Below are 14875 nucleotides of genomic sequence, written 5' to 3'. Positions count from 1 at the left end.
GTATGCCGAGCGCGAAATGCGCTAGGCGCCGATCGTGTAAAGATCTTCGGCTTCGTGTCCATCGGGAAAATCTTTGGGCGAGAACAAGTTCTGCCTGGTTATCGGTACTTCGCGTCGACGTGCGAGCGCAGTGAAGAGTGCGATCGAAGCCTCGTTGTCGGGGCTGATCGTCGTCTCCAGATGTGTAACACCCAGTGGGGCAGTGCGATCCATCAAGTCGGACAGCATGCGGGCAGCAATTGCCTTGCCGCGCTGGTCCTCGTCGACCGCGACTTGCCACACGAACAGGGTTTCCTGCGCGCTGGGACGGGTATAACCGGAAACGAATCCGACTACGCGGCCGTCTACCTCTGCGACGATGGACGTCGCGCTGAAATCCCTGCACCACAACAGGTATGCATAACTCGAATTGAGGTCGAGCACCTTCGAATCACGTGCGATCTCCCAGAGCCGGACTCCGTCATCGATCTGTGGGCTTCTGAACAACACCGCGTCCGGCGCGGTGGTCGGGATAGCTCTCGTATCAACAGGCTTCATCGGTCATCTGAACGTAACAATCATTGCTGTCGAAGTCATGCAGATGTCCGTTTCGGGCCGTGCGGAACCCGTTGCGCCCCAGGTGAGGACATGAATGTGATCGTGCTCACATTATGTAACTTTTGGTGTTGTCCGAGCGACTATTTCGGGCCAAAACTCTCTATTTGGGGCTCGCGAGCGCCAATGGGAGGACCGAATGCGCACCTGCCTGCCGAAGTGCGCGTGCGGCCATCGTGAAAGTCCAACCGGTGTCAGCGATTGCGTCGACAAGAAGTATCGGTCCCTGATGGATACTCATGTCCGGAACTTCCCAAACATCGACCAGTCCGGACACGCGATAGGCGGAGTTCGCTGCCGACACCGGAGGGTGGTCGGGTCGCAAGCGAAGGGTGCCCAGGTCGGTCAATCGCCCGACCTCGGCCAGCTTGGCAGCCAGGCTCGACACCAGCAATGGATGCGTCGTGGATTCGAGGGCCATGACACCGGTGGGGCGCTCGGCCCAATTCCAGGCGGCCAGAACGCTGATACACGCGCTGACCACCGCATCGGGTACCTCGGCGTCGGGTCCGTCGAAAAGCGCGCGGAGACGTTGGCCCCAGCCCAGGTCCGACATCCGTCCGAGAATGCGCCCGGTTTCCGGTCCCTCGGTGATCTTCCCGGACAGCTTGACGCCCAGCTTGCTCAGGCCGGTCGGCCACATCTTGCGCGGCTCCAGGTCGAATCCGGGGCGCTGCAAGCGCGCCCGAGTCTCGTCGAGGGCGGTGGTGTCGACAGTGGTGTCGTAGCGATTGCCGGTGCAGTTGTCACAGCGTCCACACTGTGAGTTCTCCGATGTCAGACCAGGATCGTCGAGTTGTTCACGCAGGAAGGTCATTCGGCACGTGGTGATGCTCTGGTACTCGACCATTGCAGCCTGCTCGGCCTGGCGAGCGTCGTCGAGTCGACCGTAGCGCTCGGCGTCGTACACCCAAGGTTCTCCGGTGCTGATCCAACCGCCCTTGACTCGTTTGACCGCGCCGTCGACGTCGAGAACTTTGAGGACCATTTCGAGACGGGTGCGATTGAGCTCCACCAGCGGTTCGAGTGCCGGTGTCGACGTGGCCTTTTCGGTGTCGAGGTGCTCGATGACGCTGCGGACCAGATGCTCGCGGGGGAAGGCGACCGAGGCGAAGTAGCTCCAGATCTGCTTGTCCTCGGCGCCCGGCAGCAGGATCACGTCTGCCCTGTCGGTGGAACGTCCGGCGCGGCCCACCTGCTGGTAGTACGAGATAGGTGACGACGGTGCGCCGAGGTGGACGACGAACCCGAGATCAGGCTTGTCGAAGCCCATCCCGAGGGCCGAGGTGGCCACCAGAGCCTTGACGCGATTGCCCAACAGGTCCTGCTCGAGGGATTCACGTTCGGTGGGATCGGTCTGGCCCGTGTAGGCGGCGACGGTATGACCGCGCTCGGAGAGCAGGCTTGCGAGGTCGCGAGCGGCCGAAACCGTCAGCGTGTAGATGATGCCCGATCCCGGCAGCGTCTCGAGCATGTCGGCGAGCCAGGCAGCGCGCGCCGTCGCCTCGGGAATGTGAACCACGGAAAGGTGAAGTGACTCGCGTTCGAGCCCGCCACGAAGTACGAGAGTTTCCTCGCCGCCGACGCCGAGTTGGGCGGACACGTCCTCGACGACGCGGTTGTTGGCCGTAGCCGTGGTCGCGAGGACGGGAATGCCCTCTCCGAGTTCGGCGATCAAAGTCCTGATACGCCGATAGTCGGGACGGAAGTCGTGTCCCCAGTCGGAAACGCAGTGAGCCTCGTCGACCACTACCAAGCCGGCATCAGCTGCCAGGGACGGGAGAACCTGATCGCGGAAGTCGGGGTTGTTGAGGCGCTCGGGGCTGACCAGCAGTACGTCGAGATCGTTGGCTGCAACGCGGGCGTGGATGTCGTCCCACTCCGTGACATTGCCCGAGTTGATGGTCGCGGCTCGCACCCCGGCACGCTCGGCAGAACTGACCTGGTTTCTCATCAGGGCCAACAAGGGCGAGACGATGACCGTGGGGCCATGACCTGTTGCCCGGAGCAGCTTCGCCGAGATGAAGTAGACCGCAGACTTGCCCCAGCCGGTCCGCTGGACGACGAGGGCACGCTTGCGTTGCACCACCAGCGCCTCGATGGCCGTCCACTGGTCCTCGCGTAGGCGGGCATCCGGCCCCGCGAGTTCACGGAGCAGTCGCTCGGCTTCGTCGCGCATGGCTGGGGCAGTGGCGGTGGTCATGGACCCCATGGTGCACGACCCTGCCGACACGTGCGGGCTTCAGGCCTTGGCAACAGGTTCCTGCAGCTCGGTGACCCAGCCGTCGACGTCCTCCGGGCACGCCAGCGTGACCTCCCGGCTGGGGCCGGCATTGCGGTATCCCGCTGCGTCGATCCACTGAGCCAAGGCTTGATAGGCGGGCAGGCAGTTGTCCATCGACCCCTTGTGCAGCAGCGAGGCCACCTGAGCTTCGGCCTGCAATTCGACGACCGCGAACTCGTAGTCGCCCTCGGGATCCGCATCGACCGGTAGCGCGGCATGCACGACGACGTTCTCGTCGTCACCGGCATCCTCGTAGTACGCGAGCGCAGGTCCGATCGTGGCGATACCGGCACGATCCAAACCGGTGCACAGGCGCTCGTACAGCCCGCGAACCACYGGACCGATCGACGACGGATCCATCGTCTTGGCGGTACCGGTCAACTCCGCGACCCGCAGCGCCGGAACGGACTTGATCACAACCTCGTATGCGGACATCTGTCCCTCACTTTCGATGATGCGTAGGCGCGCCTGTACATGCGCCAGTCGCGCGGTGTCTTCCTGGATTCGGGTCTCGAGTTCTGCTCGGCGAAGCGTGAGCATCCCGCGGATTTCGTCGACGGTGACTGCCGACTCCACCACCTGCTGGACCTGGGCCAGGGTCAGGCCCAACTCCTTGAGTGCGACGATGCGGTTGAGCAGCGCCAACTGGCCCGCGGTGTACGAGCGGTACCCGGTGGATGCGTCGACCCTCGCGGGCGCGAGCAGGCCGATAGCGTCGTAGTGGCGGAGCATGCGCACGGACACGCGACCTGCTCTCGCGAAGTCTCCGATGCTCAACATGGTTACTTGCCCCGTTTCTCCCTCACGAACCCGACACCTACAGGTTTACGACCTCACACGGTGTCAGAGTCAAGCCTGACGCTTCAGCACTTTCTCGATCGCAGCGCGAGTGGGCGACGACACCGACGCGCCGCGGACCGTCGTCGCCAGACTTCCCGCCGTGGCAGCGAACTGCAGGGCGCGGTCCTGGCCCTGTACCCACTCCACGGCGAAGGCGCCGGTGAAAGCATCGCCTGCGCCAGTTGTATCCACGGGTGTCACGGCCGGGGAGTCGGCGTGGATTGTCTCCTCGCCCGACCGGAGATCCGCGCCGCCGGCCCCGAGCGTCGTGACGAGGTATCGGACGCGACCGGTGACCGCGGCCAACTGCTCCGACTCGGTCTGGTTGACGATCAAGATGTCGACTGCATCGATCAGTGGATCCGGAAGTTCTTGCACAGGAGACGGATTGAGGATGACCGTCGTCCCGTTAGCATGTGCGTGCCCGGCTGCTGCTGTGACTGTCTCGACCGGGATTTCGAGTTGGCACAATAGAACGTCGGCGTGTGCGATCGCGTCGAGGTCTGCTTCTGACAACGAGGTGACCGAGGAATTGGCGCCCGGGACTACGATGATGTTGTTCTCCGCGTCCTCGCTCACGGTGATGGCGGCAACGCCACTCGGGCCGTCGACACTACGAAGCAACGCGGTGTCGACCCCGGCGTCTTGCAGGGTCTCGCGCAATTGGGTACCGAAACCGTCGTCGCCGACCGCGCCGACGAACGACACGTCCCCACCGGCCTTCGCGGCGGCGATGGCCTGGTTACTGCCCTTGCCTCCCGCCGCGGTGGCAAAGGCAGTGCCGAGCAGCGTTTCTCCCGGAGCGGGGAATCTGGCCACCGACGTGGTCAGATCAATGTTGATACTGCCGACGACGACGATTCGAGGCGTGCTCATACCTCGAGGTTATCGGCCTTCATTCTCTTTCGACGAACCTTGCGGATGATCCGACGTGCTTCCTCGTCGGTGGCGACGGAGGGCGGAGAGCCGTCCAGTGGCTTCCGTGCGGTCTCGGGGATCATCAGGACTGCGATACCACCGATCACCGCGGCGATCATCATGTACATCGGTGCGACCAGATTGCTGCCCGTTGCACTTTCGAGAGCTGTCAGCACCAGGGGAGTGGTCCCACCGAAGATGGAGACCGCGAGGTTGTATCCGATTGCCAAGCCGCCGTACCTGATTCCGGTCGGAAAGAGTGCGGGAAGCACGGACGGGAACACCCCGACGAACAGCAGGAGCAAGCCGCCGAGAATTGCGAGTCCCAGGAAGACCGTCACGTAATTGCCGACGCCGATCAACAGGTAGGCAGGCAGGGACAGGACGAAGAATCCGATGAAACCGCTGAGCAGCAAGGGTTTACGCCCGACGCGGTCCGAGAACTTTCCGACGTAGCTGATCCCCATCATCATCACGATCATGACGATGATCATCAGAACGAGTCCGTGGGATTCGTCGTAACCCAACGTGTTGGTCAGATACGTCGGCATGTAGCTGAGCAGGCCGTAGTGAGCGATGTTGTACGTGGCCACCAGGACGATGCACAGAACAAGCGGACGCCAGTTGTCGACGAGAGTTTCGCGTAGTTTCTTGCCTGTGGATTCATCTGCGAGGGAGCGCTCTTCGGCCTGCTCCATCATCTGGAATGCGGGAGTTTCCTCCAAACGCAGACGGAGGTACAGGCCGATGAGACCCAGAGGTCCGGCAATGAGGAAGGGGATGCGCCAGCCCCACTGGAGGAGGTCCTCGGCACTGACGACGGTCTGGATGATCGTCACGATGCCCGCTGCCGCCACATATCCTGCCAGAGTCCCGAATTCGAGGAAGCTGGCGAAGAAACCGCGCCGCTTGTCCGGCGCGTATTCGGCAACGAACGTACTGGCCCCGCCGTATTCGCCGCCCGTGGAAAAGCCCTGCAACAGGCGTAGGAGTACCAGCAGGATCGGGGCGGCGATACCGATGGATTCGTAGCTCGGGATGAGGCCGATGGCGAAGGTACTGCCGGCCATCAGAATGATGGTGGTGGCCAGGACCTTCTTGCGTCCGATGCGGTCACCGAGTGGACCGAAGAACAATCCGCCGAGAGGGCGGACGATGAAGGCAGCCGCAAAAATTGCAAACGTCGAGAGGAGTTGAGCGCTGCCGCTCGCGTCCGGGAAGAACACTTTTCCGATAGTGGTAGCTAGATATGCGTAAACGCCGAAATCGAACCACTCCATGGCATTTCCGAGCATCGTCGCCTTGACAGCGCGCTTGACGGACGCATTGTCGGTGACGCAGACATCGGGTGATTCGGCCACTTCGAGAGCGCTGATCGAGTTCTCTGGTGTAGTCATGACATGCGCTCCCCAGCGCAATCATCGAACCGAGCGGGGCACGTACCTGATGCACGCATCTTTTCGTTGCCCACTCGCCGATGAGCCGGTCGGGAAATCGAGCGTCCGCGTGCCCTGTGGCTCGTTGCGACCCCCGTCGCACGGCTCTGGCCCGCGGCAGTGTCCGGAGCCCACAGGGCTCCGGACTACCGGCAAGTAAGACGCTTACGCTATCAAAGTTGGGCGCGGGAGCCGATTTTCGGGCTAGAAGGCGCGGGCGTACTGCGACGGGATATGTGGTCCAACCTCGGCGTTCAGTTCCCGTGCCGCCCGGCGCGCCCAGTACGGATCACGCAACAGTTCGCGGCCGAGGAGCACCGCCACTGCGCTTCCGTCCTCGACGATCTTCTCGGCCTGTTCGGGTTCGGTGATGAGGCCGACGGCGGCGGCCGGTAGCAGGCTCTCGTTCTGCAGGCGACGGGCGAACGGAACCTGGTATCCCGGTTCCACCGGAATCTGTGCCGCCGGTGAATTGCCGCCAGTGGAGACGTCGACGAGATCGACCCCGTAATCGGAGAGGATGTTGGCCAGGGCAACGGTCTGATCCGCGGTCCAGCTGTCGACCTCGAGCCCACGCTCTTCCGTCAGCCAATCGGTCGCCGAGACCCGGACGAAGAGCGGTAGCTCGGCCGGCCACACCTCGCGGACTGCTGTCAGGATTTCGAGGAGCAATCGAATGCGGTTCTCGAAGCTGCCTCCGTAGCGGTCCGTTCGCTTGTTGCTCTCGGGGGAGAGGAACTGATGGATCAGGTATCCGTGGGCCGCGTGAATTTCCACGACCTTGAATTCGGCCTTCAATGCGCGGGTAGCCGCCGCTGCGAAGTCCGCGACGACCTTCTCGATGCCCTCCGTGGTGAGCTCGACCGGATCGGCAAGGTGACCGAACGGAACCGCGCTCGGGGCAACCGTCTGCCACGAGAGTCGGTCGTCGGCGGGCAGACTCTTGCCGCCGCGCCACGGAACCTGCGTCGACGCTTTGCGTCCGGCGTGGGCCAGCTGAATTCCGGGCACTGCGCCGAAGTACGCGAGTTGCGCGTTGATCTCGGCGAAGGCTTGCGCCTGCGTGTCGTTCCAGATCCCCAGATCAGCTGCCGATATGCGGCCTTCGGGATTGACGGCCGTCGCCTCGGTGAGAATCAGGCCGGTGCCGCCGATTGCACGGCTCACCAGATGCGTGCGATGCCACTCGTTGGGCACTCCGACCTGGTCGCCGATGACGTCGGCCGAGTACTGGCACATCGGTGCCATCCAGACGCGGTTCGGGATGGTGACGCCACGCAGGGTCAAAGGCTCGAACAACACACTCACGGATGGCTCCTGACTCGAAGAAGAAGGTCGGTGGGTGCAACAGCGCCGCGCGTCGGAATTGTTCCCCGGCGGTCCGCCGAAATGTTGCCCGGCGGTCCGTCGGAATGTTCGCAGGCGGTCCGTCGGAATGTTCCCGGGTGGTCACAGCCTCGTTCCGCCGAGCAGGCCGCGGAGGTGGGTGGTTAATGTGTATTCATGACCGCTGTGACTTCCAACGCAGAAACCGTCGACTCGAATGCGTCCGACACCAAGTCCGTCGTGCACGACGCCGCACGCCGAGCCCGTAAGGCTTCGCGCGTCCTGGCTCTGCTGACCACGGCGCAGAAGGATGCTGCTCTCCACGGCGCAGCCGACGCAGTTCTCGCGGCAAGTGATCGGATTCTCGCGGCCAACGCTCTCGATATCGACACCGCGAAGGCGGGTGGCACCGAGGAATCGCTGCTCGACCGTCTTCGTCTGACCGCTGACCGCATCGAGGGCATCGCGTCAGGTCTGCGCCAGGTTGCCGGACTACCTGATCCGATCGGCGAAGTTCTTCGCGGCTCCACTCTGCCGAACGGTTTGGAACTACGGCAGCAGCGCGTTCCGCTCGGTGTCGTCGGCATGGTGTACGAGGCTCGTCCCAACGTGACCGTCGATGCCTTCGGGCTCACCCTCAAATCGGGAAATGCTGCGCTGCTTCGTGGTTCGTCCTCGGCGGTCAAGTCCAACGAAGCGTTGGTGGCGGCTCTGCGTGCGTCGTTGGTTGATCAGGGACTGCCCGAGGATTCCGTTCAACTTCTGCCAAGTGCGGATCGCTCCACGGTCACTCATTTGATTCAGGCCCGTGGCCTCGTCGACGTCGTCATCCCGCGCGGTGGCGCCGGCCTGATCAGCGCCGTCGTGCGTGATGCCACCGTGCCCACCATCGAGACCGGTGTCGGTAACTGCCACGTCTATGTTCACTCGGCCGCCGATCTACTGATGGCCGAGAAGATTCTTCTCAACTCCAAAACCCGTCGGCCCAGTGTCTGCAATACAGCCGAAACCGTCCTGGTCGACGCTGCGATCGCCGAGACCGCCGTGCCGAAGCTGCTCCAAGCGCTCCAGATGCACGACGTCGTCGTGCACGGTGATCTGCCGGGACTGGTTCCCGCGACCGAGGACGACTGGTCGAAGGAGTACCTCACCCTCGACGTCGCGCTCAAGGTCGTCGAGAACCTGGACGCTGCGGTCGAGCACATCGACCAGTACGGGACCGGCCACACCGAAGCCATCGTGACGTCCGATCTCTCGGCTGCCCGCGAGTTCACCGCTCGAGTCGACGCTGCTGCAGTGATGGTCAATGCGTCGACTGCCTTCACCGACGGTGAGCAGTTCGGGTTCGGCGCCGAGATCGGCATCTCCACCCAGAAACTGCATGCGCGTGGCCCTATGGGGTTGCCGGAACTGACGTCCACCAAGTGGATCGTCTGGGGCGACGGGCACACCCGACCCGCCTGAAAAGTTCACCAGACTTGTCCCACCCTTTTTAGGAGTTAACCGTGGACCGAGCTCTTCCCGATACAACACCGTTCTTCTCGAGCGTCGACGACGTGATCGAGCGTTTGGCCGAGACGGGTTACCTGTCCGACAAGGGCACTGCAACGGCAGTGTTCCTTGCCGACCGACTGGGCAAGCCCCTGCTCATCGAGGGACCGGCCGGTGTCGGTAAGACCGAGTTGGCGCGCGCGGTAGCCCAGACGACAGGCGCCGAGTTGGTGCGTCTGCAGTGCTACGAGGGCGTCGACGAGGCTCGTGCGCTGTACGAGTGGAATCACGCGAAGCAGATTCTTCGGATTCAGTCGGGCGGGGCGAGCGGAGCGAGGGGTGATGTCGCGGTCGACCACAGCTGGGACTCGACGAAGGCGGATGTCTTCTCGGAGGAGTTCCTGCTCGCACGTCCACTGCTCAAGGCCATTCGCCGCGAGGACCCGACGGTGCTGTTGATCGACGAGACGGACAAGGCAGACGTCGAGATCGAAGGTCTGCTCCTCGAAGTGCTCAGCGACTTCGCGGTCACGATCCCCGAGCTCGGAACGATCACCGCCACCCGCAAGCCGTTCACGGTGCTGACGTCCAACGCCACGCGCGAACTCTCGGAGGCTCTGAAGCGTCGTTGCCTCTTCCTGCATCTCGATTTCCCGGACGCCGACCTCGAGCGTCGCATCCTCGCAAGCCGGGTGCCGGAGCTTCCTGAAGCGATTGCCGAGCAGCTGGTCAACACCATTCGTGTTCTTCGCGGAATGCAGCTCAAGAAGGTTCCGTCGGTGTCCGAAACCATCGACTGGGGACGCACCCTTCTCGCTCTGGGCATGGACACGCTCGACGACGACGCCGTACGCGCCACGCTCGGTGTCATCCTCAAGCACCAGTCCGATCAGGTGCGCGCCGCCGCTGAACTTCGGCTGAACTGAGGTCTGTCATGGCTCCCGCAGGATCGACGTCGCCGCTCGCACCCGGCGGCCTGGCAGCGCCGCACGGGATTCCCGGTCACCTCGTCGATTTTGTCGAGGCTCTGCGACGACGCGGAATCATGGTCGGCCCGTCCGAGACCGTCGACGCCGGTCAGGTCATGTCGGTTCTCGACCTGCTCGATCGTGAAGCGCTTCGTGAAGGGCTGGCATGCTCGCTCCTGCGTCGACCTACCCACCGGGCGACGTTCGACGCCGTCTTCGACCTGTGGTTCCCCAAGGCGATCGGTGACCGTGCGGTCGGCGACGTCGACGTCACACTGCCGCGCAAGCCAGACGGCTCGATCGACCTGCAGGCATTGCGTGAGCTGATCGCCGAACTGCTGACAGACGGCAGTGACGAGGCGATGGAGATGACCGAACTCTTGACCGCCGCGATGGTCGAGGAACTCGGGCAGTACCAGTCGAGTAACGGCCCGTCGTTCTCCGCCTATCAGGCGCTGCGTGACGTCGCCCCGGAGACGTTGCTCAACAAGATCCTGCAAGGTCTACTCGGCAACCAGGAAGGCGCCGGGTCCGAGGGCAAGGACAATTCCGACTATCAGTCCGAGGTCGCCAAGCGCACGGCAGCGCAGCGCATCGCGGACTTCCGCAAGATGGTCGAGAAGGAAACGCGTCGACGCACCGCCGAGAATCTGGGTAAGGAACGCGTCGCCACGTACGGCGTTCCGAAACTCGCCGAGGAAGTCGACTTCCTGCGGGCCTCCGACGCCGAACTCACCACACTGAAGAAGAACGTCGCACCACTCGCGCGTCTGTTGGCCAGCCGTCTCGCGGTGCGTCGTAGCCGCTCTCGCTCGGGTTCGATCGACCTGCGTCGCACGTTGCGCAAGTCCATGTCGACGGGCGGAGTGCCGATCGATCTGGTGCAGCGCAAGCCGAAGCGAGCGCGGCCGGAACTTGTGGTGATGTGTGACGTGTCGGGTTCGGTAGCGGGGTTCAGCCATTTCACCCTGCTCCTCGTCAACGCGTTGCGCGAGCAGTTCTCACGAGTGAGGGTGTTCGCGTTCATCGACACGACCGACGAGGTCACGCGGTTCTTCGACTCGAACGCAGACCTCGGGTCCGCGATGTCACGGATGGTGCGTGAAGCCGAACTGATCACCTACGACGGCCACTCCGACTACGGGCACGCCTTCGGGGTCTTCCAGGAGAAGTTCGCGCAGTCGATCACCAGTCGCACGTCGCTGCTGGTACTCGGCGACGGTCGCAACAACTACCGCGATCCCAACCTCCAGTCGCTGTCGCAGATGGTTGCGGTTGCCAAGCACGCACACTGGCTCAACCCTGAGCCGAAGGGGCAATGGGGAACGGGTGACTCCGCGGCGAAGGTGTACAGCGAGGTCATCAGCATGCACGAGTGCCGCTCGGCCCAGCAGCTTGCCGACGTCGTGTCCCGTCTGCTGCCGGTCTGACCCGTAAGCTCGACACTCGTGCAGAAGGGACTATCGGTGGAACGTGCTCGACGCCTCGGAGTGATGGGTGGCACCTTCGACCCCATTCACCATGGCCACCTCGTTGCGGCCAGTGAGGTCGCCGACCGGTTCGGACTCGACGAAGTGATCTTCGTCCCCACCGGGCGGCCCTGGCAGAAGCAGGGGAGGGGCGTCAGTCCTGCCGAGGACCGGTACCTCATGACGGTCATCGCCACCGCCTCCAACCCGCGGTTTTCCGTCTCTCGGGTCGACGTCGACCGTGAAAAAGTGACGTACACCGTGGACACACTGCGAGACCTCCGGGCCTACCATCCCGACGCCGAACTCTTCTTCATCACCGGTGCCGATGCGCTGGCCAGCATCCTTTCCTGGCAAGATTGGGAAGAGTTGTTCGCATTGGCGAAGTTCGTCGGGGTATCGCGACCGGGTTTCGATCTCAATGCAGAGCATCTGGCCGGTCACCTCGACACCATGCCCGCCGACGCGGTCACGTTGATAGAGATTCCGGCACTTGCCATTTCGTCGACCGAATGTCGGCGTCGGGCAAGTGAAGACCGCCCTGTCTGGTACCTGGTGCCGGATGGAGTGGTGCAGTACATCTCGAAGCGGAACCTGTATCGACCTGTCGACGCGGAGCGCCGCGACGGAGCTACAACGATGTCGGAGCCCGCACCGGGGAAGTCGGAAGCCGTCCCGGGCGCCGAATCGAGCTAGCCGAGAACAACAAGTACTTTCTGAAGACGAAACTGGAGAACATCGAGTGAGTGCAAACACCGAAGCCATCGACATGGCACGCATCGCGGCCTTGGCAGCCGACGAGAAGCTGGCCACCGAAGTGGTGGTGCTCGATGTGTCCGAACAGTTGGTCATCACGGACTGCTTCGTGATCGCATCTGCGACCAACGAGCGTCAGGTCAACTCGATTGTCGAGAACATCGAAGACCGCCTCCGCGAAGCGGGACACAAGCCTGTCCGCCGTGAAGGCACCCGCGAGGGCCGCTGGGCACTGCTCGACTACGCCGACATCGTCGTCCACGTCCAGCATGACGAGGAGCGCAACTTCTACGCTCTCGATCGTCTGTGGAAGGACTGCCCGACGGTCGAGGTCGAAGGCCTCGGACAGAACCGTCCCGGCCCCGCCGATGCCAACACGGTGTTCGAGACCGACACGGTTTCCGAGCCGGACGCGCAGGATCCCTCGCTGTGACTTCGTCGGCGCCCAGTGCGGCGTCGAACCCTGTCCGCCGGCTCATCCTGCTGCGTCACGGACAGACCGAATACAACGCCGACTCTCGGATGCAGGGGCAACTCGACACCGACCTGTCGGAGTTGGGACGCACGCAGGCCAAGAGTGCAGGTCCGGTGATCGCCGATCGCAGACCGTTGACGATCGTGTCCTCGGATCTGCGGCGCGCGTATTTCACGGCAGTCGCTGTCGGTGACGCCGCCGGACTTCCGGTCCTCACCGACACGCGTCTGCGTGAGACACACCTGGGTGAATGGCAAGGCCTGACTCATCATGACGTCGACGAGCGCACTCCCGGTGTGCGATCTGCCTGGCGGGCGGATGCCACGTTGGCGCCGCCCGGCGGCGAAAGCCGAATCGACGTCGCGAATCGCAGCCTCCCCGTAGTTCACGAATTGCTCGACACGCACCCGGACTGGGCCGAGCGGCCCGTAGTTCTGGTGGCGCACGGAGGCTTGATCGCGGCACTGACAGCGGCATTGCTCGACTTACCCGTCGATCGCTGGGCCGTCCTCGGCGGATTGGGAAACACCAGTTGGGTGCAACTCAGCGGACACGGTGACGTCAAGTCGATCGAGTGGCGACTCGACGTATGGAATGCTTCTGCGAGTGTCGCAAATGACGTCCTCTGAAAGTGCCGACGGGCAGCGCCCCGTCCTCCTCGTGCTCGCGGATTCGCTGTCGTATTTCGGCCCCAAGGGCGGCCTAGCCGCAGATCATCCACGCATCTGGCCCAACATCGTGGCCGACGAACTCGGCTGGGACGTCGAGTTGGTCGCCCGTATCGGCTGGACGTGCCGCGACGCGTGGTGGGCACTGACTCAGGATCCTCGTGTGTGGGCGGCGGTGCCGCGGGCCGGCGCCGTCGTGTTCGCGGTCGGCGGTATGGACTCGCTACCGTCCCCATTGCCTACCGCGCTCCGCGAGACCATCCGCTACGTTCGTCCTCCGGCGCTTCGACGCGTGGTGCGCGAGGGTTATCAGTGGCTGCAGCCGCGGCTTGCACCTCTGGGCCGCCCGGTCGCACTTCCGCCCAAGCTGAGCGTCGAGTATTTGGAAAGCTCGCGAAATGCGTTGGAGTACATGCGGCCGGAACTGCCGATGATCGCGACCCTGCCGTCGGTGCACCGCAGCGATGCCTACGCGAGCGTGCACGCCGGACGACCTGCCGCGGTGTCCGCGATCACCGAGTGGGCTACGGAGAAAGACGTTCCCGTAGTCGATCTCGCGGATGCAGTGCGTGACAACGTCTTTTCCGAGAACGGCAACCCCGACGGTATTCACTGGGGTTGGGACGGTCATGTCGGTGTAGCCCGCGCGATGATCGCCGCGATTCGCGGGGTCGAGTCGAAGAAAGTGGTTTCGCCGCAACTGGTATCACCGCCGAGCGAAGTCGGGTAGCAGAATGCCGGTCGTCGTCGTCACGGATTCCTCCGCCTGCATCCCGCAGGAGTCGGCCGACGCATGTGGGATTCAGGTGGTTCCGCTCCATGTGCTCCGTGACGGCTGCGACTTGCGTGAGGGTGTCGACGCAATGCCGAGCGACCTGTCAGGAGTGACAACGGCCGGAGCGTCACCCGCCGAGTTGTCCGAAGCGTATGCCCGCGCCCTGGACATGAGCGACGGTGACGGCGTTCTCGCCGTGCACATTTCACGGCAACTCTCGGGAACGTGGGAAGCCGGACGAGTCGCAGCCCAGGAGTTCGGTGGCGCCGTCCGGATCGTCGATTCGCAGTCGGCCGGAATGGGTTTGGGCTATCCCGCTCTCGAAGCTGCGCGCTTGGCCGAGAAGGGCGCGTCACTCGAAGAGGCGTACGGCCGGGCGGTCGACGTCGCGAGCCGTGGGCGCTGCTACATCGTCGTCGACAAACTTGATCAATTGCGTCGGGGCGGACGAATCGGAACCGCAGCCGCGTTGTTGGGTACTGCGTTGGCGATGAAGCCGATCCTGCATCTGGTGGACGGCAAGCTCGTGCTCGGTGAAAAAACACGTACGACCACCAAAGCGCTTGCACGCTTGGTGGATTCGGCAGTCGAGCGCGCCGGTCTCGGCCGCGTGGCGATAGCCGTGCATCACATGCGAGCGCGAGAGCGTGCCGATGCGATAGCGGAACAGTTGGCCGAGCGCATTCCCGATGTGGCGGAATCCGTGGTCACCGACTTCAGCGCGGTTATCGGAGCGCACGTCGGTGTCGGCGCGATCGGTGTTGTGGTGTGCCCGCTGCCGGAGATCGACCCGAGCGCCTGATCGTTTCTCCACAATCCGCGAGTTCTCCACAGACTGAAATTGTTCGCCTTCGGCGGCATGGTCTCTCGTTAGC

General features: G+C 63.5%; 14 protein-coding genes. 8 read left to right on the top strand and 6 right to left on the bottom strand.

Features of this window, described 5'->3' with window-relative positions:
• Positions 1-21: 21 nt before the first annotated feature.
• From ectA to AC1DVN_RS10245, 6 genes are all read right to left on the bottom strand, one after another.
• Positions 22-537 carry a diaminobutyrate acetyltransferase gene (gene ectA / locus AC1DVN_RS10270; protein ID WP_019749063.1) on the bottom strand — a complete coding sequence of 172 codons (516 nt, stop codon included), beginning with the start codon at positions 535-537 and terminating at the stop codon, positions 22-24.
• A gap of 160 nt (positions 538-697) precedes the next feature.
• On the bottom strand, positions 698-2797 hold the full coding sequence (locus AC1DVN_RS10265) for a RecQ family ATP-dependent DNA helicase (RefSeq protein ID WP_046378764.1): 2100 nt from the start codon (positions 2795-2797) through the stop codon (positions 698-700).
• A 39-nt stretch (positions 2798-2836) separates the two neighbouring features.
• The gene (locus AC1DVN_RS10260) at positions 2837-3658 is read right to left on the bottom strand and encodes a MerR family transcriptional regulator (RefSeq protein ID WP_029255666.1); all 822 of its coding nucleotides are present in this window, start codon (positions 3656-3658) and stop codon (positions 2837-2839) included.
• A gap of 69 nt (positions 3659-3727) precedes the next feature.
• Positions 3728-4594: a ribokinase gene (locus AC1DVN_RS10255; protein WP_029255665.1), complete on the bottom strand. Its 867-nt coding sequence runs from the start codon at positions 4592-4594 to the stop codon at positions 3728-3730.
• Entirely contained in the window at positions 4591-6033 is a 1443-nt protein-coding gene (locus tag AC1DVN_RS10250; RefSeq protein WP_003944479.1) for an MFS transporter, read from the bottom strand. Before AC1DVN_RS10250 ends, AC1DVN_RS10255 begins: the two co-directional genes overlap by 4 nt.
• Before the next feature lie 243 nt (positions 6034-6276).
• Entirely contained in the window at positions 6277-7380 is a 1104-nt protein-coding gene (locus AC1DVN_RS10245) for an NADH:flavin oxidoreductase/NADH oxidase (RefSeq protein WP_070386543.1), read from the bottom strand.
• A 195-nt stretch (positions 7381-7575) separates the two neighbouring features.
• Here AC1DVN_RS10245 and AC1DVN_RS10240 point away from each other — a divergent pair, with 195 nt between their 5' ends.
• The 8 genes from AC1DVN_RS10240 to AC1DVN_RS10205 are packed head-to-tail and all read left to right on the top strand — an operon-like array spanning position 7576 to position 14802.
• Positions 7576-8862 carry a glutamate-5-semialdehyde dehydrogenase gene (locus AC1DVN_RS10240; RefSeq protein WP_336504371.1) on the top strand — a complete coding sequence of 429 codons (1287 nt, stop codon included), beginning with the start codon at positions 7576-7578 and terminating at the stop codon, positions 8860-8862.
• A gap of 41 nt (positions 8863-8903) precedes the next feature.
• Positions 8904-9815: an AAA family ATPase gene (locus AC1DVN_RS10235; RefSeq protein ID WP_019749056.1), complete on the top strand. Its 912-nt coding sequence runs from the start codon at positions 8904-8906 to the stop codon at positions 9813-9815.
• 8 nt (positions 9816-9823) lie between these two features.
• Positions 9824-11287, top strand: a complete 1464-nt coding sequence (locus tag AC1DVN_RS10230; protein WP_477993770.1) for a vWA domain-containing protein — start codon at positions 9824-9826, stop codon at positions 11285-11287.
• 18 nt (positions 11288-11305) lie between these two features.
• Positions 11306-12022 (top strand): nicotinate-nucleotide adenylyltransferase, encoded by a 717-nt coding sequence (gene nadD / locus AC1DVN_RS10225; protein WP_080657183.1) that lies wholly within the window; start codon positions 11306-11308, stop codon positions 12020-12022.
• A 46-nt stretch (positions 12023-12068) separates the two neighbouring features.
• Positions 12069-12515: a ribosome silencing factor gene (gene rsfS, locus AC1DVN_RS10220; RefSeq protein ID WP_003944502.1), complete on the top strand. Its 447-nt coding sequence runs from the start codon at positions 12069-12071 to the stop codon at positions 12513-12515.
• Entirely contained in the window at positions 12512-13186 is a 675-nt protein-coding gene (locus tag AC1DVN_RS10215; RefSeq protein WP_019749053.1) for a histidine phosphatase family protein, read from the top strand. The genes rsfS and AC1DVN_RS10215 overlap by 4 nt, the downstream gene beginning before the upstream one ends.
• Positions 13173-13955, top strand: a complete 783-nt coding sequence (gene octT / locus AC1DVN_RS10210; protein ID WP_019749052.1) for a diglucosylglycerate octanoyltransferase — start codon at positions 13173-13175, stop codon at positions 13953-13955. The genes AC1DVN_RS10215 and octT overlap by 14 nt, the downstream gene beginning before the upstream one ends.
• A gap of 4 nt (positions 13956-13959) precedes the next feature.
• Complete coding sequence (locus AC1DVN_RS10205; protein ID WP_080910051.1) at positions 13960-14802, top strand: DegV family protein; 843 nt, start codon at positions 13960-13962, stop codon at positions 14800-14802.
• Positions 14803-14875: the final 73 nt, after the last annotated feature.

Source organism: Rhodococcus sp. P4_E4 (assembly GCF_056401575.1).
This window is presented reverse-complemented; position numbering and strand designations above follow the sequence as displayed.

Coding starts and splice junctions, on each gene's coding strand:
- AC1DVN_RS10255 (WP_029255665.1), bottom strand. CDS start 4,594: ATGAGCACGCCTCGAATCGTCGTCGTCGGCAGTATCAACATTGATCTG.
- AC1DVN_RS10265 (WP_046378764.1), bottom strand. CDS start 2,797: ATGACCACCGCCACTGCCCCAGCCATGCGCGACGAAGCCGAGCGACTG.
- AC1DVN_RS10250 (WP_003944479.1), bottom strand. CDS start 6,033: ATGACTACACCAGAGAACTCGATCAGCGCTCTCGAAGTGGCCGAATCA.
- AC1DVN_RS10240 (WP_336504371.1), top strand. CDS start 7,576: ATGACCGCTGTGACTTCCAACGCAGAAACCGTCGACTCGAATGCGTCC.
- AC1DVN_RS10230 (WP_477993770.1), top strand. CDS start 9,824: ATGGCTCCCGCAGGATCGACGTCGCCGCTCGCACCCGGCGGCCTGGCA.
- AC1DVN_RS10205 (WP_080910051.1), top strand. CDS start 13,960: ATGCCGGTCGTCGTCGTCACGGATTCCTCCGCCTGCATCCCGCAGGAG.
- ectA (WP_019749063.1), bottom strand. CDS start 537: ATGAAGCCTGTTGATACGAGAGCTATCCCGACCACCGCGCCGGACGCG.
- octT (WP_019749052.1), top strand. CDS start 13,173: ATGACGTCCTCTGAAAGTGCCGACGGGCAGCGCCCCGTCCTCCTCGTG.